Raw genomic sequence first — 16509 nt, 5'->3', positions numbered from 1 at the left:
GGGTGTTAAGTTTCGTGACTTGGTATAATCAAGTGCATCGACATAGTGGGATTCAGTTTGTGACCCCTCAAGCACGCCATGAAGGCAAAGACCACGCTATTTTGGAAAACCGTAAGGTGGTATATGAAAAAGCAAAATTGGCCAATCCAAGACGCTGGACAGGTCAAACACGTAATTGGAATCGAATTGAAAGGGTTTGGCTTAACCCTGATAACAATCAAATGCTAAATCATTAGTGTAGGTTAGTTGATGCGACAACTATCTTGACAAACAGCGAAACTGGTATTTGCTTATTTCTAAAAAAAGCCCTAAAGCATCTTATTGGTTAGAAAAATTCAATAAAGGTTTAAAAAAGATTATTGCTAATGGAACGCATGATCAAATCATGGAGGATGTTTTGCTCGGCAAGTATCGGCCATAATTTTTTTGTACTGAGTACTAAATTACTAAATCAACTTATTCTTCATCACCTAAAGGCCATCCATGGCCTCACGCATGAATTTTTCCTGACTAGATCAGCTATAGCCTGTCAGTAGCAAGTTTTCTGCCTGTTCTAACTGCTCGTGATTTCCAGAGATAACGACAATATCATTGGCCAGTAAGGGCTGATTTCTCCAGTCATCTAACTCAATATCATGGCGTTTCAGGTGGTGAATTTCGATACCAAAGCGAGCTTCTAAATCAATGAGTTCCAGTGTTTTTCCAATACTACTGGCATCAGCAGCAAGCTGAATACCATGCAGGAATGTTCTGGGAAGCCCTTTTTTATCGGTAATAGATGTGTGCTCCCCTTGATATAAACCATGTAGTATCTGATAACGCTCTTGACGAACCGTATCTATTTGCTCACGAATTTGTTCAGTGGGTGTACCCAGCATGACTAATACATGTTTTACCATCATTAAGCTGGACTCAAATATTTCAGGAATAACTTCTGTAGCGCCCGTATTACGAAGTGCTTCTAGGCTTGAGTCATCTCGGGTACGCACAATAATTGGAATTTGCTGATTTTTTAAGCGGATCGCTTGGGTGATTTTTTCTGCATTTTCATCAACATCTACACAAATCACAACCAGATTAGCACGGTCAAGCCCTGCAGCCTCTAATAAATCTGGACGGCGACAGTCACCAAAAAAGACTTTGCGCTCAGCCTGGCAGGCTTCTTTAACTCGGACAGGGTCATCATCCATGGCGACATAGGGTAAATTTTGCTTATCTAAAAAGCGGCCAATGGATTGACCTACCCGACCATAACCACATATTAGCGTGTGATTGGTAACGGACTCTATGGCGGCAGCAATAACACTGGGCTCATTATTTAGCGTGGGTAGCTTTTGGCTAGTAAGTTTGTTAATAAACCAATGGCTATAGCGGATGATGAAGGGTGTTGCTGACATAGAGAGAATGGTGACAGATAGCACCACAGCGCTTTGGGTATTGGTTAATAACGTGTGTTGGTTGACCAGAGCAATCAATGCTAAACAGAACTCTCCACCCTGGGCAAGGTATAGTCCCGTTTTTAATGCAGTGCTTGGCGTGTCAGAGTGTTTCCGAGCTAGCCAGGTAATGACAATCCCTTTAAAGGCCAATAACAGTACAGTGAGTACTAAAATAAGGAGCCAGTGCTGCAGAAATAGCGAAAGGTCTAGCATCATGCCTACAGACACAAAAAACAAGCCCAGGAGTACATCACGGAAAGGCCGGATATCGTGTTCAACCTGGTGGCGATAATGACTTTCACCCAGCATCATGCCCGCAAGAAAGCCGCCTAAGGCCATAGAAAGATGCATTGAGTGGGTAACCCAGGCTGCTAGCAAGGCAATAACCAGTGCGGTTAGCACAAATAATTCTTCAGAACGAACCTTGGCTATTTCATGAAACAGGTGAGGTAGGATCCAGCGTCCGATCAAGAGCATGATACCCAGGAGTAAGCTACTTTTGACAAGTACTGAACCAAGTGCCAACCATAGATTCTGTTCACCATCACCGGCGAGTACAGGGACAAGAATCAGGAAAAAAACGGCAGCAATATCTTGAAAAATTAAGACACCCATTGTTTGCTGGCCAACAGGTAATTTAAGCTCGTTGCGACTGGTTAATTCTTTCGAAACAATGGCCGTGGAAGACAGCGCTAAACCTGCTCCCAAAATGAGTGCGATAGGAAGTGGCAGGCCCAGTAAGAAGGCGACAATGGCAATACCTATTCCACAAAGTAAGACTTGATAACCACCCAGCCCAAACACAATACGCCGCAATGCCCACATATGAGCAAATGAAAACTCTAAACCAATTGAAAAAAGCAGGAAGACCACACCCATCTCAGCTAATAGTGCGATATTTTCTGACTCAGCGATGGTCTCTGTAGCCGCAGGTCCCAGCAATACACCCACAATAAGATAACTTAAGGTAGCGGGTAAACGTAAGCGATGAAAAACAGCAATAGCGATAACAGAGCATATAAAGATAACCAGTAGCTGGTTTAAAAGTGAAAAGTCCATAATATTTCCGCTAACCAAATTACCCTAGGCGAATTAAGGAAACTTTCTCAAGTAGTGAACAGATAAAACTCAAATTAACACCTTTACACTTGATGCAAGGTATAGACTACAGATGCTCAGTAAATACTTCCTAAATGGCTTGATCAAAATGGTTCCTTTTTATTAGTCACGACGTAAGCGGTCAGAAACAGCTATGGGGCTTTTAAAGTTGAAGACAACTATATAGGAAGAAACCAAGAAGGTAATGATTGTCGTTGCTTGGATGACGTGGGACGCTTCGGTGCCAATTTGCTGTGTACTGGCTGCAATATAAGCGATGAGTATGGAAAACTCACTGACTTGCCCCAGACGAAATCCCACTTCCCATGAGGTATGCAAGGGTTCTTTGAGCCATTGTAGCAGGTAGCGAAATACCCAAGGTTTTAGTATGAGGGCCACAATACTGAGGATTAATGCCGGTATGATTACTTCATCTAACAGGGATAAGTTAAAACTGGCGCCGACAGAAAAGAAAAACAAAATTAGAAAAAAGTCACGTAATGGCTTAAGGCTGATGGCAATGTATTGTGCGATAGGGCTAGTCGCGATGGTAATCCCTGCGATAAATGCACCAATTTCTGCCGATAAGCCAACATAGTTTGAAAGCTCGGCGAGTCCGAGACACCAACCAATAGCCACTAAAAATAAGTATTCATGAATACGGTCAAACTGTTGCATTATCGGTAAAATAATGAACTTGACCGCCAACCATGCCACAAGAATTAATATTGGAAGTGCTGCCAGTGCTATCGCTAGCTGAACACCACTACTGTCTTGTTGTTGATGGCTATATAAAAAGAGCAGCACAATAATGGCTATGACATCCTGCAGTAACAGAATGCTGACTACCAGTTCACCGGTATGACGATGATGAAGCACTGTCGTAGGTAACAGTTTGATGCCAATGATTGTACTGGAGAACATCATGGCAGAGCCTATAATGACGGCTTCCAGTGTGGAGAAGTCAAAGGCAATGGCAATAAAGTAGCCCATAGCGGCAAAAATAATTGAGCTGGCAATACCGATAACCGCGCTTTTACTTAACATGCCTACTAAATGACTCGGTTGCATATCCAGCCCTAATAAAAAGAGCAGAAAGATAATGCCAATATGGGAAATATCTGATAATAGTCGGGTATCACCGATCCACTGCAAACCATAGGGTCCAAGTAAAGCGCCCAGGACAATATACGCCACCAGTAGTGGTTGCCGAGTATAAAGTGCTATGGTGGCTAACAACGCAGCGCCAGAAAAAATGAGGAAAAAAGAAAATACTAGCGACCCGTTGTCCATACTTGCCTCGTTACTCGCAATAGTGAGTGTTACCCTTGGTCTTTATGTTTATTCCTAGTGTACAGAAATTATTTAATAACAAAATGTACATAAAGTTGCTACTACCTAGCAGGCATTTTTAACTGTAGTAGATAATGGTGCCATACTGGGTATGGCACCATTATTGTCATAATAAACAGATAACTAAGGCAGGAGTCGTTTAGTGTAGACGGTGGCGAAATAATGGCTGGGGGTGGTCAGTGGCCGCTTGATAGCTAACGGAGAAGTCATTAAACCCTCGTAAAGCTTCTTCTGGATCTTTTTCTGCCTGAAGTTTAAAAGCATCAAATCCACAACGTTTTAGATAAAACAATTGATCATGTAGGACTTCACCAATAGCTCTTAACTCTCCCTGATAGCCCAAGCGTTCACGTATAATCCGTGCAATAGAGTAACCTCGGCCATCAGTAAATGATGGGAAGTTGACGGCAATAACAGCAAGCTGGTGAAGGTAAGGCGAGAGTGCTTCGGGTTCATGGTGACTGTCAAGCCAGACACCAATAGTGCCTGGATGTTGTTCAAGCAGTGAAGGGTTTGCTAAAAAGTCATCAACAGGAATGATACTGTGTTTAGCAAGTACATCACCTTCCGTATAAGTTGCGTAAAAGGTATAAGTATCGCTGATAACTGTTTGATTTTTAATTATTACTGGCATAAACGCGATCCTTAAAAGGCTGGATGCCAATACGACGATAGGTGTCAATAAAAAGTTCTTCTGGTGTACGGTGTTTAAGATAAACATCAATAATGGATGTAATTACATCTGGCATTACATCACGGGCAAAGGAGGGGCCTAAAATTTTGCCTAAACTGGCATCATTGTAAGCTGAGCCACCTAACTGGACTTGATAAAACTCCTCACCTTTTTTATCAACACCTAAGATACCAATATGACCCACATGGTGGTGACCGCAGGCATTCATGCAGCCTGAAATATTGAGGTCTAAATTACCAATGTCATGTAAATAGTCCAAATCATCAAAGCGACGCTGAATTGCTTCGGCAATGGGTAAGGATTTGGCATTGGCTAATGCACAGAAGTCTCCGCCAGGACAGCAGATAACATCAGTGAGTAGGCCGATATTAGGGGTGGCAAAGCCAAACTTTAAGGCCTCTTGCCACAGTGTGTATAAATGATCCTGCTGAACATCCGCAAGGACTAGGTTTTGCTGATGGCTGACACGGATTTCTCCAAAACTATACTGCTCCGCCAGATCTGCAGCAGCCTCAAGTTGTTTGTCTGTGGCATCACCAGGTGCTTGTGCTGTTGCTTTCAGTGATAAAGTGACGATGGCATAGCCTGGCACTTTATGGCCAGTTACATTACGTTGATACCAGTGTCGAAAGTTTGGGTCTTGTTGAAGATGTTGCTGGAGCAAGGCACTTTTTGCAGGCAAGTCAATATAATCTGGGCTGCTAAAATGCTGACTGATTCGTTTGATTTCTGCTTCAGTCAGGGTCTGAGGGCCATCTTTGAGATGTTGCCATTCAGCATCAACCTTAGCCCGAAAGGCTTCAGCACCTAGCGCTTTGACTAGAATCTTAATACGTGCTTTATACTTGTTATCTCGACGACCGTAGCGATTGTAAACTCGCAAAATAGCTTCTAAGTAAGTTAGCAAGTGCTGCTCAGGGAGAAAACTGCAGATTTCTGTACCGATCATTGGTGTACGACCTAAGCCGCCACCGACCAGTACACGAAAACCCAATTCTCCATGACTGTTTTGCTCGACATGTAAACCAATATCATGCACTTGAACAGCAGCACGATCCTGTTTGGCTCCATTGATTGCAATTTTAAATTTACGCGGTAAGTAAGCAAATTCAGGGTGAAATGTTGACCACTGGCGAATAATTTCACAATAAGGCCGAGGGTCTACCAGTTCATCAGCCGCTACACCTGCAAACTGATCAGTCGTAGTATTACGAATACAGTTACCACTGGTCTGTATGGCGTGCATTTCATCAGTAGCCAGCTCCGCTAAAATGTCAGGGACTCGCTCTAACTTAGGCCAGTTGTATTGCACGTTTTGTCGAGTACTGAAGTGAACGTAGCCTTTATCGTAGCGACGGGAAATTTCAGCCAACTTACGTATTTGTGTAGCTGAAACCATGCCATAGGGGATGGCGACACGCAGCATGGGTGCAAAGCGCTGGACATACAGGCCATTTTGCAGGCGCAATGGTAGAAACTCAGCATCAGTCAGTTTTCCCTCAAGATAACGCTGGGTCTGATCACGGAATTGAGCGACTCGCTCAGCGACGATTGTTTTATCGTAGGCGTCGTATTTATACATAATGCTCGCTTTCAGCCTGTACAATCTGGTGAATGGGTATAATAAGTCAAGGCATGTTTGCCTAAAGCGTTATTAGTACCAAACGAGTTACAAGGCGGCAGTCAAAATTAATATGAGTAACTTAGCAGAACCTATATATTCGATAAATGAATATTTTTCTATATATCTAGAATTAATTGATATAGATGACACATAGCAATCTACTAGCAATGGATCAATCTAGCTATGGATAGGTAGTGTACATGTGGCGTATATCTAAGATACACTGTCGAGGATGCTTAAGGACATAGCATACCCAAGGGTAAGGGTATAGGAATAATGAAAAAAACAGGTCAAGGAGAAGAGCCGATGAAAGAGGAAACATCATCAAACACGGATGGTCGTATCGACGCAATTGCGGTTATTGCATTAATCATCATTGCGGTTACCGCTATGGTCTACTGGGTGAGTGGACAATAAAACACTTTACCCTTAAAGCACGGTACCCTTCGCGAATCAATTATAGGGTTTGCTGTATTTGCTCTTATTCCCTAAAAATTCTTCGCTATGGGTATATTGCTAGATATAATTATTTAATCAATAGGTACGACAGATATGATGCACTGCAAAATATCTGCAATGTTGTCAAAGCCTTGTCATAGTTAATAGTTTGTTAATTAAGGACTTTCCCTGTTGTATCTATCTAGGTTTGTTAACTTCTTATAGTCTAGAGTGCTTTGAGAGCGACTTGAACTAAGCCTACCATGACTAGAATAAAGACGGCTGTAAATAGAATACCTACCAGCACGTAATGAAATGGTTTGCCCTGGCTAAAATCTTGTAGTCTTTTTTTCTGACTTTGTACACCAAATGCAGCCGCAAAGACACTTTGTAGTACGCCAAAAAAACTGACAGGTTTGTGCTGATCTGGACTATCTAGTTTAGGTGGCTTTTTAGTGTTGTTGCGAGAGTCTTTGAGCTGGGTGTTAGACTCCGTAGTTATCGATTGACGATCCATGTCCATCAGTTTTGCTTCCATTGATTCTTTGAGTTTATAAATCATCCACTTTTGTATCGAAATAGTATGTAAGGCGTCAACCAATATTTATGCGTTGATTATCTGGACGATTTCATCGGTGGTTTTTAGCCGCTTAATGCGCTCAAATAAACATTGTGCTTCTGTATGCTGAAGCTGTAAGTAACTTAACCATTGCTTTATGCGCTGCGGGTAATAGCGGCATTTGTCATGCTGGAGATCGTAAGTGGTATATTGCCATAAAAGGGTTTTTATCTGTTCCCAGTTAATCGGCGACTGTTGTTTTTTGATGACGGCTGGTAGATTGGGTAAAGCTAAGGCTCCACGACCAATCATTAAATCATGACACTGGGATAACGTCTGACATTGTTTGGCATCTTGATCAGTCCAGATCTCACCATTGGCAATCAAGGGAATATTAACGACGGCCTTGATTTTGGCCAACCAGTGCCAATGGGCAGGAGGGCGATAACCTTCTGTTTTAGTGCGAGCGTGTATGATGATTTCCGTTGCTCCCGCCTCGGCAACAGCACAGGCATTTTCTAAGGCAAGCGTCTTATCTTCATAACCAAGTCTCATTTTTACACTTACTGGTAATACCTCTGGTACAGCACTGCGCACTGTAGCAACGATACGGTAGAGCAGCTCAGGGTCAGTCAATAAAATTGCACCACCTCGGCTGTTGTTAACCGTACGGGCAGGGCAGCCAAAGTTAAGATCAATACCGGGGGAGCCAAGCTCTACAGCGCGGAGTGCATTGTTAGCCAGCCACTCAGGGTGTTGCCCGAGTAATTGGATTCGAACAGGAACGCCGGACAAGGTTTTTCCTTGCTGGTGTAATTCGGGGCATAAACGATAGAAGACACGGGGAGGGAGAAGCTGGTCAACAACGCGAACAAATTCAGTGATGCATAAATCGATGCCGCCCAATGATGTCAACAGATCACGCATTAAATAGTCAACAACACCTTCCATTGGCGCAAGGAATAAGCGCATAAACAAACCTATAAAAGGTCGGATTCTAACAAAAATGTGTTGTTTTTTTTAGTAGGTTTTGATGTTTCAGTGTGTTGAAGGCGCTGCCGTGTTACGGACTGTTTAAATATCAACTGAACCTTTACTGAGCGCCCTGAAGAGTATGTCACTCAGCAGAGGCAATAAAAAAATCTTTGTGCAGTGAAAGCTTTGTTGATAAAGGCAGGTCCTTAGTACTGACTTTTATTGATTTCAGTCAATAACGTTTATTTGATTGTCTACACTGCATTGTGAAGTATTAATTCAATAGGAACCTTATGATGAAAAAGACAGCAGCATTATCTTTAGCCGTGGGTACACTTGTCGCAATGTCAAGCATTTCTTCAACAGCTGTTGCAGGAAAGCCAGGCATGGAAAAGTGTTACGGTATTGTTAAAGCAGGTAAAAATGACTGTGGTGCTAATGGACACTCTTGTGCAGGACAGGCTGCAAAGGATGGTGACGCTAATGAGTGGATATTAGTGCCTGAAGGAACATGTGACAAAATTGTTGGGTCAAGTACTGAGCCTAAAGATAAGAAGTGATGAGCGTACTTTCTTATCAAAACCATTGCAGGAAACTACCTGCAATGGCGGGTATAGGTTTAAGACAGCCTCATTATGATGATTTTTTTAGTCAGCAGCCAAAAGTAGGCTGGGTTGAGGTTCATCCTGAGAACTATTTTGATATCCATAGCCCGCCTGCTGAGTGGTTATTAAAAATACGGCAACAGTATCCCTTAAGCCTGCATGGCGTTGGACTATCACTAGGTTCGACGGATCCATTATCTGAAGAGCATCTTGCTAAGCTGGCAGAGCTGATCGCTATTTATGAACCGGCACTGATTTCTGAACATTTATGTTGGACCTCCCAGCAGGGCATTTATTTTCAGGACTTACTGCCATTGCCTCAAAGCAGTGAGGTTATTACACATCTTGTTCAGCGAATAGGGCAGGTACAAGATTATCTTAAGCGGCCAATTGCGATTGAAAATGTATCCAGTTACATACAAGTACCTGGTGGTGAAATGACAGAGTGGGAATTTTTACTATCTACCGCTAAACAAGCGGGCTGTTTAATTCTGTTGGATATTAATAATATTTATGTAAATGCTCAGAATCATGGTTTTTCAGCTAAAACCTTTATTGATGCAATTCCAGCTGATTGGGTAGCAGAAATACATTTGGCTGGACATACCTCTGTGACTTTAGAATCCGAAACAATTTTAGTGGATACCCATGGTGATGTAGTGTGTGATGAGGTATGGGAGCTTTATCGATATGCTATCGCAAAGTATGGTCCTAAACCGACATTAATTGAATGGGATACAGACCTGCCTTCCTTAAACTGCTTAGTCGGTGAAGCGAATAAAGCACAATATATATTGGATAATGCGTATGACTGCGCTTCATGATTGGCAATGTCAATTTGCTCAATGGTTATTATCAAGCGATACACAGCAGGGCAACATCCAGCAATCAGCGTTAACAATAGGGCATCTAGAGCGATTAGGTCTCTATCGCAATAATGTCTTCGCTAATATAACGCATTCGTTGCAGAGTATTTTTCCTGTGCTGGAGCGACTAATTGGAGCATCCTGTTTTTCATCACTATGCCACTGCTTTATTCAGCAGAGTCCTCCCGAAAAAGCAGCACTTAATCACTATGGTGGCCAGCTTGCTGATTTTATTTCATGCCAGGCTGCATTTAATCAATATCCTTATTTATCAGATGTTGCAAGGCTTGAGTGGGCCGTACATAGGGCATTTTTACAACCTAAGCTAAAATCCATTGACTCAAATATTTTAGCGTCTTTGGTAAACCATAATTTACTGGATATTCATTTATTTTTAGCCAGTAGCGTACAGCTTGTGAAGTCTAGGTTTCCAATTTTGTCAATCTGGCAGGCTAATCAGCCAACCGTTGTTAACCCGCCGACAGTGCACTTAGTAGAAAAGGACGAATATCTAGTTGTTTATAGAGAAGGTGATCACTTTGTTATTGCGCCAATACCATCAAGTGAGTGGTTGTTTTTACATGCAATAGATCATACAGCTTCTCTAAACCAGGCATCTGAGCATGCTTTTGTGAGTAGTGCTGATTTTGATTTAGCAGCAAGCTTACAAAAGTATGTTGGCTCTGGTGTTATTGCTGAAGTACTGCCGGTAGTGGCAGATAATAATGGGAGTACGGGTAATGTCGAATAAATTGTTATGTGTTTATTGCGGGTTATGCCAAAAGAGTAATATTTATGTGGCTCCCATGGTGGACTTGGCGATGCGCTTATTTATCGGCTGGGTTTTTTGGAAGTCAGGTATGACTAAGTTTAATGGTATTGACCAAGCGATTTTCCTTTTCGAATATGAGTATAATGTACCACTACTGTCGCCTGATATTGCCGCTTATTTAGCGATGTCTGCTGAGTTAGCATTGCCTGTATTACTTTGGCTAGGGCTTGGTACTCGTCTTGCGGCTGCTGGCTTAGCTATCATGACACTGGTTATTGAGATTTTTGTCTATCCCAATACTACAGAGCATTATTATTGGTTGCTGATACTTGCAAGTTTATGGTTTCGTGGTGGGGGGGCATTATCTTTAGACTATTTGATTTCTCGGCGTTTAGTTAATAGCCAGAGTAATTAAGAGTAGTTAGCTGTATCTTGTTTATAAAAAAGGCGTATGTATTACGTCTTTTAATATTTAACATCTTTAGACCATCCAAACATAAAGGCTTACCTATATCCATACCACTAAACACATTAAGTCTAAACACAAGTAGGAAAACCTGTTATATCCAATCTAAACCATGATATTGAGTTTGTTTAGCTAATTCCTCTCGCTCTGTTAAGATGTACCCTGCCGTTGTATTTACATTACTATGGCCTGCAAACACTCTGACTTTTTCGAGATCTAGTTTGTGTTGATTCAACAAGTGAGTCAGTGCAGTATGACGTAATGCATGAAACCCCTTACTAACAATTGACTGCGCCATATGCGAGTCAATACCTGCTTGCTGCTCTATTAAGCTGATAATCAAAGACTTGTAAAAGGTCCTCAGTTGGCGTGTACTAATATTATTGCCGTAGAGAAGAGGTGTGTGTTGTTTAATTGGCTTAACGGAAGGGGCAAAAGGAAATGTATCAAATGCAGTTAATTGCTCTGGTGCTCCATGGATTCGACGAAATCGATAAATACTTTCCATCACCATATCATTCAGTGGAATATTCCTTCTTGCTGAGCCTTTACCCAGCACTTCCCATGTATAACCAAAGTCTGTTTTATAAATAGAGTCATGGGTATGAGTGCATAATTCATGTTCCCTTGCGGCAGTACCATAAGCAATACTAATAAAGTAGCGTGCCCGCTCATAATACAACTGTTGTCGTTGAGTTGACTTGGGTAGCCGTTGTACTGCGTGACAAATAAAAGACCATTCATCTAAACTGTATGCCCCCTGAGATCCGTGGCCTTGAGCATACTTTTCACCGAGTTTTTGCATCCCGGAAGCAGGATTCCTATCTAAATAACCCTGTTGGTGTAAAAAGCTCAGTAGCGAGGCAATAACCCGCATAATATTGTCAAAACCACTGCCTTTTTTTACAGGAAATGGAAATAACTCTGCAATGGTATATGAGGCTTGGTTTGGGGCGCAGCGCCAATATGAGGGCGGCGCTTGCAAAAAGGGATAGTATTGCTGGAGATCTTTCAAAGTGAGTTGCTTGAGTGTTATACCCTGTTGCCAATTGAGCCAGGCCAGGAAACGCTGGCATTCTCTTTGGTAGCGACGCAAAGTGTGTTCAGAGCGTCCACCACGTGCTTGAAGAAAAACAGCGATGGCTTCTACGTCATTATTTGCACCAATACCATTATTTGAGGGTGGTGAGGGTAAATGTGATAGGGTGGATGTCTCAGCTAAAGCTGTGATGCTTAATTCAAGTGGCTTCATTCTGGTTTGAGCTATAAATCAACTGACTCTCGAAGTATTCTATATTAGAGAGATGCCAGCTGAACCACAAGAATACTATAAATAATTTGTATAGGCCTTAATTTAATATTCGCCAAGCTGCTTGACACATTTGCTGACGGAGTCAGGGTCGCTGCATGCATCATAGTTAAAGTAGCTTTGCATCCACTGGCGGTATAGTCCTTTAGAATGAATATCTCCTAATTCATTCCATATTTGTTCAACAAATGTAGGGTACTTGGTTTGCATCTTTTTGGAAAACATCAAATACAATGGAATAGTTTCGACAGGGATGGGTTCCATCACCATATCCTGAAAGCGGTCATCATTTTCCAAAAGTGGTTTTACAATTGTATAGAAGCCAACAAAGCCCGCTAGGTGTTCTTTTTTTACTCTTAATAGTAGTTTTTCCTGACTGAAGTCTTCGACAACATCAATACCCATATTATTAAGTGTGTCCACAATAGAATAACCCAGAGTTGCTCCCAAAGGGCCATTTAAATTTTCAAAGGCTACACCATCCCACGTAATTGGAGCATCTTTTAGCTTAAATAGATGAAAGCTGTTGCTAATCATTTTTCTAGTAGTATCGATTTGGCCGTTTTTGAAAGGGTATACACCAAATTCTAAACGTTTTTGTAGGTAGACTGAGTGGAAGGTGGCATCAATACTATTTTGTTTAAGTTGCATAAGGCAACGTTTCCATGGTGAGCGGACATGGACCACATTAAAATGATACTTCTCGGCCAGATGTTGGATGATTTGCAGGCTAATACCTGGCTTTGAGCTCACAATAGGTTCGTCCTTTGTATTGAGCACAAAAGGAAAATTTGCTTTAGGTATGTAACAGAAACTGATCGTAGCAGGCTTATCAGTTGTTGCTGCACTACCTATTGATGAAACGATCAGAAGCAAAGCTATGTAAAGCCAATGAGTACTCATTCAGGGGCTCAGTAATAAACGGCTTCATGAATTAACTATACCTTTCACGAATCATTTCTAGGTTTTGTTATCTTCATTACTCACCCCAATCACCTATTAATATAGGCTCATGGGTAATATAGGCTCATGGGGCTTCGTCACTCGATGGCCGCACCTAAAAACCATTCGTATTGGGTATATATACTAATAATGACCACACCTCCATGAGTAATCAGAGTAGCAGTTAATTCTAGCGGTAGCTTGCTTTACCTGTTTAAGGAGCCACAGGTTCTGTGGTCGATGCAGTTTCAACTTCAGCAGAAGCATCTAACTCTGCTTGAAACTTCTCAAAGACCTTATAGTGAGTTTCTGACATGGGAAGGTCAGCAAGTGCTTGCCAGGCAATTTCTCGTACAACCCAGTCTTCATCATCATTTTTAACAAGATCTGCAAGTGCACTGGCAACAGATTGATCTGAGTATCGAGATTGTGCAAGGGCAAAAGCGGCACCAGCACGAACATCTGCTGAGTTGTCCTGTAATGCGTCAACAACTGGGTCAAGGTTTTCCCGATCATTAGCCCAGTTAGCAACAGCGATCATTGCGCGTCGACGTAACTCAGGGTCATCATTTTGCGTTAATGGTTTTAAGGTATTAATTATTTGAGTTGTTTCTTGTGGGCTTGCAGGATGTTTTGGTAACGCATAAAGGGCTGCCCCCATAACGTTTTTATTGGCTGTACTGGAAAGAAGCTTGATAACATGGCCTCGCTGTTTTTCTCCATAGATACCCAGCCTTGCCATTAGCTCTAACCCGGCAATTTTCTCTTCTGATGTGCTTCCTTCCACAAGCTCTAGGGATGCCGCTTCAACTTCAGGATCTTGAATGACACCCAGTAAAGCGCCTAAGATCTGACCTGTTTCTGTATTTAGCCCATTTTTAAACTGTGTAATAGCCCATTTTAGTGCGGCTGGGTTATGGCTCATTTCATACAACAGCTGTGCTTGAAGCGCACTTTGAATGCTTTCTGCATAAGGTGATGGTTGATTAAGGGCTTCTTCTAATTGACCAAATAAATCCTTAGCCATTAAAGCCTTGGGTGGTTCAGTCACTTCTGATGTTTGTGCTTCAACTTCAGGCTTGGGGATGGGAGTTGTTAAATCTGGCTTGTTTTCAGCGAGAGTAATAGCCGATATGTTAGGATCAGAACACGTATTAATAGTGGTATCTGATTGAACTACAGCAGGAGAGGAAGGGACTGCTGGTGTTGTGGTAGTGCTTGAATGTCCCAAATAAAAACCAACTACAGTACTGATCAACGAAGAGCATAACACAGTTGCGCTAAGCTTCATGTTCAGGTTCATTTTAATCTCCTACGACTGAGACACTCTCTTCCTTTAAGATATATGCTTAAGATGAACATACGTTGAGTGTTCATCCTGAAAACTGTCATAACGTGTTAATTTATTCTTAAATGAAAATGGTCATGGTGGTTTGGCCAACACATGACGTATGATAAGCCAGACTTACCGGGTTTCTGCCGGCATTCAGCTCTTCGCTTACCTGCATAACGAGGTAGCATGCTGAACATGTTTTTGTCATTGAAAAAGACTAAGTTAACTTTGAAGTATTTTTGCAGATAGCTATTAAGAAATTCTCGGCTGCGTTTGTATGAATAGCTATTTTTATAAATGGTTGAGCCTTGGCGAAGCCCGTCTTTTCTAATAAGCCGAATATCAACATCTATACCTTTACGGTGACTTGCATGGCCTCGAATAAAACCACCTTTTTGAAAGGATATATCACCAATCCCAATTTCTCCCCAGGTTGGCTTTTCTTTTTTCCACGCGGCGGCAACACGTTGCAGCCCATAAACTAATCTAGGCTTTCCCCAAGCACGTTTAGCTGAGGTATAAGTATAAAAGCCACGGCCTCCTGCAGGCATTTGGATAAAACTGGTTTTGGATTTAGGGCGGGAGGAGCTAACACCGTTTAAGTATTTGCCATGAACCCAACGTTCATTGCCATTAAAAAATATCTTAAACCAAGGCCCGCGTTTTATAGAGTAAGCCCATTCGGCCCCTTTGCTCGTTAAGTTTACAACACGATAAGAGGTGCCGGGACCACTTCGAACTTTCAACTGTGTTGCGGTAACAACGCCATTTGGTAAGCTGCTTGAAACAACATACTGACCATAAACCCAGCCAGCCTGATTATTAATCCAGATTTTGTGCCAGCCACTGCTTTTAGCAATGGATACATAGACCTGATCTTGACTGATACGACCGATGATCTTATGTTGAGTACCAGGCCCGCTTCTCACATTAAGTGCTGTCGCGTTGACCTTAATGCTCTGACCACCATATGCGCTAACACTGATTAAGCTAAAAGAATACAGCAATACTAGGGTTAATTTTTGTAGTAATGCTCTGCTAGCAGTTAACTTCACTTGCATAAATTAAGACCTATTGCCAACAGCGACTCATTGTTTGAAAAATAATTGAAATCGCGAACACCCCAGAAAAACGATACGACAAATCCCCCGTATTTTTTTAACTGTGTTGTATTGCTTGTGGTTTTTGCCATATGGGGGTAAATGCATGCTTTTACTGATACGTGTAGTGTTGATTGAGTTGGTAGGTGTATAGAGTGCAAATAAAAGAAAAGAATGTATATGAAGTATGTAACAGACTGTTCAATTGTTATTTTTTTATAAAACTTATTAATCAATCTGCTATTGATGTCTCTAAAATTTTGCAACTTAAGTCTCGTAATATCTGCGATATTGCAAGGCTCGAATGGTTATAAGCCTGGATGTATCCACACATTTCTAATGTGCAGGACAATTACTGTTTCGGGGCAACTAGATGCAGCTGTTTTAGGAATGGCTCTTTGAAAAAATGGATTGGTTAAAAGCAAGGTATAAGAATAGTTTCAGCTTTTACTGTTAGGCACTAGGTTTTCGTTGCTTCAAATACCTGCCAATAGCAACCAAATCGATAGGTTTGGTGTAAATGCCAATAAAGTGGAGATGTGTCTAATCCACTTAATGTCTGATAGTCACCAAAGCTCGCGAAGCTTAAATAGCATTGACCGTTAGTCTTTAGATAAAAGTGGACTTGACTTAAAAAGTCATCATATAGTTTTTGGCTCTATATGGATTCCTAGGGGGTAGCATATAATACAACCAAAGATGTATTATGCACGTCTATTTGGGTAAATTAAGTCAGTAATAAGGAAAGAATGATCAATATCAAACAACTGGTAAATGATGAGCAATGCTACCAGTTTATTCGTCAGAGACGTTGGCCTGATGGCGTCAGCTGCCCTCACTGCCAGTCTCAACAAGTAGAAGGCAATGGTAATCATCAAAAGCAAATTGCCCGAAAACGTTATCGCTGCCTAGCGTGTCATCGGGGATTTGATGACC

The 16509-nt window shown here is 41.8% G+C and carries 16 protein-coding genes and 1 pseudogene; 7 read left to right on the top strand and 10 right to left on the bottom strand.

Annotated features, from left to right (window positions below; translation table 11 throughout):
- Window positions 1-236, top strand: a pseudogene (locus tag F607_RS0119105) (IS3 family transposase); the annotation flags it as partial.
- A gap of 279 nt (window positions 237-515) precedes the next feature.
- On the opposite strand, the gene F607_RS0119095 reads toward F607_RS0119105, so the two are convergent.
- From F607_RS0119095 to F607_RS0119080, 4 genes are all read right to left on the bottom strand, one after another.
- Window positions 516-2498, bottom strand: coding sequence for a monovalent cation:proton antiporter family protein (locus F607_RS0119095; protein ID WP_027709370.1), 1983 nt, complete (start codon window positions 2496-2498; stop codon window positions 516-518).
- 162 nt (window positions 2499-2660) lie between these two features.
- Entirely contained in the window at window positions 2661-3830 is a 1170-nt protein-coding gene (locus F607_RS0119090) for a cation:proton antiporter (RefSeq protein ID WP_027709369.1), read from the bottom strand.
- A gap of 199 nt (window positions 3831-4029) precedes the next feature.
- The gene (locus tag F607_RS0119085; protein WP_027709368.1) at window positions 4030-4524 is read right to left on the bottom strand and encodes a DUF934 domain-containing protein; all 495 of its coding nucleotides are present in this window, start codon (window positions 4522-4524) and stop codon (window positions 4030-4032) included.
- Complete coding sequence (locus F607_RS0119080) at window positions 4508-6166, bottom strand: nitrite/sulfite reductase (protein ID WP_027709367.1); 1659 nt, start codon at window positions 6164-6166, stop codon at window positions 4508-4510. Before F607_RS0119080 ends, F607_RS0119085 begins: the two co-directional genes overlap by 17 nt.
- 318 nt (window positions 6167-6484) lie before the next feature.
- On the opposite strand from F607_RS0119080, the gene F607_RS34220 reads away from it, so the two are divergent.
- The gene (locus F607_RS34220) at window positions 6485-6625 is read left to right on the top strand and encodes a hypothetical protein (protein ID WP_157365537.1); all 141 of its coding nucleotides are present in this window, start codon (window positions 6485-6487) and stop codon (window positions 6623-6625) included.
- A 247-nt stretch (window positions 6626-6872) separates the two neighbouring features.
- On the opposite strand, the gene F607_RS30565 is transcribed toward F607_RS34220, so the two are convergent.
- Together F607_RS30565 and F607_RS0119065 are read right to left on the bottom strand one after the other, a co-directional pair.
- A complete protein-coding gene (locus tag F607_RS30565; RefSeq protein ID WP_230400438.1) occupies window positions 6873-7184 on the bottom strand; it encodes a DUF2970 domain-containing protein in 312 nt (103 codons plus the stop codon).
- A 66-nt stretch (window positions 7185-7250) separates the two neighbouring features.
- The gene (locus F607_RS0119065) at window positions 7251-8177 is read right to left on the bottom strand and encodes a tRNA-dihydrouridine synthase (RefSeq protein WP_027709366.1); all 927 of its coding nucleotides are present in this window, start codon (window positions 8175-8177) and stop codon (window positions 7251-7253) included.
- A 296-nt stretch (window positions 8178-8473) separates the two neighbouring features.
- Between F607_RS0119065 and F607_RS0119060 the strand changes: the two genes are divergently transcribed.
- The 4 genes from F607_RS0119060 to F607_RS30560 are packed head-to-tail and all read left to right on the top strand — an operon-like array spanning window position 8474 to window position 10838.
- Window positions 8474-8740: a BufA1 family periplasmic bufferin-type metallophore gene (locus F607_RS0119060; RefSeq protein WP_230400437.1), complete on the top strand. Its 267-nt coding sequence runs from the start codon at window positions 8474-8476 to the stop codon at window positions 8738-8740.
- Complete coding sequence (bufB, locus tag F607_RS0119055) at window positions 8740-9609, top strand: MNIO family bufferin maturase (protein ID WP_051311638.1); 870 nt, start codon at window positions 8740-8742, stop codon at window positions 9607-9609. The genes F607_RS0119060 and bufB overlap by 1 nt, the downstream gene beginning before the upstream one ends.
- The gene (locus F607_RS0119050; RefSeq protein ID WP_027709363.1) at window positions 9593-10402 is read left to right on the top strand and encodes an HvfC/BufC N-terminal domain-containing protein; all 810 of its coding nucleotides are present in this window, start codon (window positions 9593-9595) and stop codon (window positions 10400-10402) included. Before bufB ends, F607_RS0119050 begins: the two co-directional genes overlap by 17 nt.
- Entirely contained in the window at window positions 10392-10838 is a 447-nt protein-coding gene (locus F607_RS30560) for a DoxX family protein (protein WP_157365536.1), read from the top strand. Before F607_RS0119050 ends, F607_RS30560 begins: the two co-directional genes overlap by 11 nt.
- Before the next feature lie 145 nt (window positions 10839-10983).
- Here the strand turns inward: F607_RS30560 and F607_RS0119040 are convergent, their stop codons facing one another.
- The 4 genes from F607_RS0119040 to F607_RS0119025 all read right to left on the bottom strand — a co-directional run bounded on the left by F607_RS0119040 (window position 10984) and on the right by F607_RS0119025 (window position 15534).
- Window positions 10984-12141 carry a tyrosine-type recombinase/integrase gene (locus F607_RS0119040; RefSeq protein WP_027709362.1) on the bottom strand — a complete coding sequence of 386 codons (1158 nt, stop codon included), beginning with the start codon at window positions 12139-12141 and terminating at the stop codon, window positions 10984-10986.
- A 102-nt stretch (window positions 12142-12243) separates the two neighbouring features.
- Window positions 12244-13101, bottom strand: a complete 858-nt coding sequence (locus F607_RS0119035) for a substrate-binding periplasmic protein (RefSeq protein ID WP_027709361.1) — start codon at window positions 13099-13101, stop codon at window positions 12244-12246.
- 253 nt (window positions 13102-13354) lie between these two features.
- The gene (locus F607_RS0119030; protein WP_027709360.1) at window positions 13355-14443 is read right to left on the bottom strand and encodes a HEAT repeat domain-containing protein; all 1089 of its coding nucleotides are present in this window, start codon (window positions 14441-14443) and stop codon (window positions 13355-13357) included.
- A gap of 95 nt (window positions 14444-14538) precedes the next feature.
- Window positions 14539-15534, bottom strand: a complete 996-nt coding sequence (locus F607_RS0119025) for a penicillin-insensitive murein endopeptidase (protein WP_027709359.1) — start codon at window positions 15532-15534, stop codon at window positions 14539-14541.
- 788 nt (window positions 15535-16322) lie between these two features.
- Between F607_RS0119025 and F607_RS0119020 the strand changes: the two genes are divergently transcribed.
- Window positions 16323-16509, top strand: a 187-nt coding sequence (locus F607_RS0119020) for a transposase (RefSeq protein WP_027709062.1), incomplete at its 3' end; no start/stop codon positions are given.

The sequence above is a fragment of the Zooshikella ganghwensis DSM 15267 genome (genome assembly GCF_000428585.1).
GTDB lineage: Bacteria > Pseudomonadota > Gammaproteobacteria > Pseudomonadales > Zooshikellaceae > Zooshikella > Zooshikella ganghwensis.
Note: the sequence above shows the minus strand (reverse complement) of the source record. Positions and strands in the feature narration are given on the sequence as shown.

Excerpts from the sequence above, each read along its gene's own strand:
- F607_RS0119095 (WP_027709370.1), bottom strand. The coding sequence starts at position 2,498 with ATGGACTTTTCACTTTTAAACCAGCTACTGGTTATCTTTATATGCTCT.
- F607_RS0119090 (WP_027709369.1), bottom strand. The coding sequence starts at position 3,830 with ATGGACAACGGGTCGCTAGTATTTTCTTTTTTCCTCATTTTTTCTGGC.
- F607_RS0119085 (WP_027709368.1), bottom strand. The coding sequence starts at position 4,524 with ATGCCAGTAATAATTAAAAATCAAACAGTTATCAGCGATACTTATACC.
- F607_RS0119080 (WP_027709367.1), bottom strand. The coding sequence starts at position 6,166 with ATGTATAAATACGACGCCTACGATAAAACAATCGTCGCTGAGCGAGTC.
- F607_RS34220 (WP_157365537.1), top strand. The coding sequence starts at position 6,485 with ATGAAAAAAACAGGTCAAGGAGAAGAGCCGATGAAAGAGGAAACATCA.
- F607_RS30565 (WP_230400438.1), bottom strand. The coding sequence starts at position 7,184 with ATGGAAGCAAAACTGATGGACATGGATCGTCAATCGATAACTACGGAG.
- F607_RS0119065 (WP_027709366.1), bottom strand. The coding sequence starts at position 8,177 with ATGCGCTTATTCCTTGCGCCAATGGAAGGTGTTGTTGACTATTTAATG.
- F607_RS0119060 (WP_230400437.1), top strand. The coding sequence starts at position 8,474 with ATGATGAAAAAGACAGCAGCATTATCTTTAGCCGTGGGTACACTTGTC.
- bufB (WP_051311638.1), top strand. The coding sequence starts at position 8,740 with ATGAGCGTACTTTCTTATCAAAACCATTGCAGGAAACTACCTGCAATG.
- F607_RS0119050 (WP_027709363.1), top strand. The coding sequence starts at position 9,593 with ATGACTGCGCTTCATGATTGGCAATGTCAATTTGCTCAATGGTTATTA.
- F607_RS30560 (WP_157365536.1), top strand. The coding sequence starts at position 10,392 with ATGTCGAATAAATTGTTATGTGTTTATTGCGGGTTATGCCAAAAGAGT.
- F607_RS0119040 (WP_027709362.1), bottom strand. The coding sequence starts at position 12,141 with ATGAAGCCACTTGAATTAAGCATCACAGCTTTAGCTGAGACATCCACC.
- F607_RS0119035 (WP_027709361.1), bottom strand. The coding sequence starts at position 13,101 with ATGAGTACTCATTGGCTTTACATAGCTTTGCTTCTGATCGTTTCATCA.
- F607_RS0119030 (WP_027709360.1), bottom strand. The coding sequence starts at position 14,443 with ATGAACCTGAACATGAAGCTTAGCGCAACTGTGTTATGCTCTTCGTTG.
- F607_RS0119025 (WP_027709359.1), bottom strand. The coding sequence starts at position 15,534 with ATGCAAGTGAAGTTAACTGCTAGCAGAGCATTACTACAAAAATTAACC.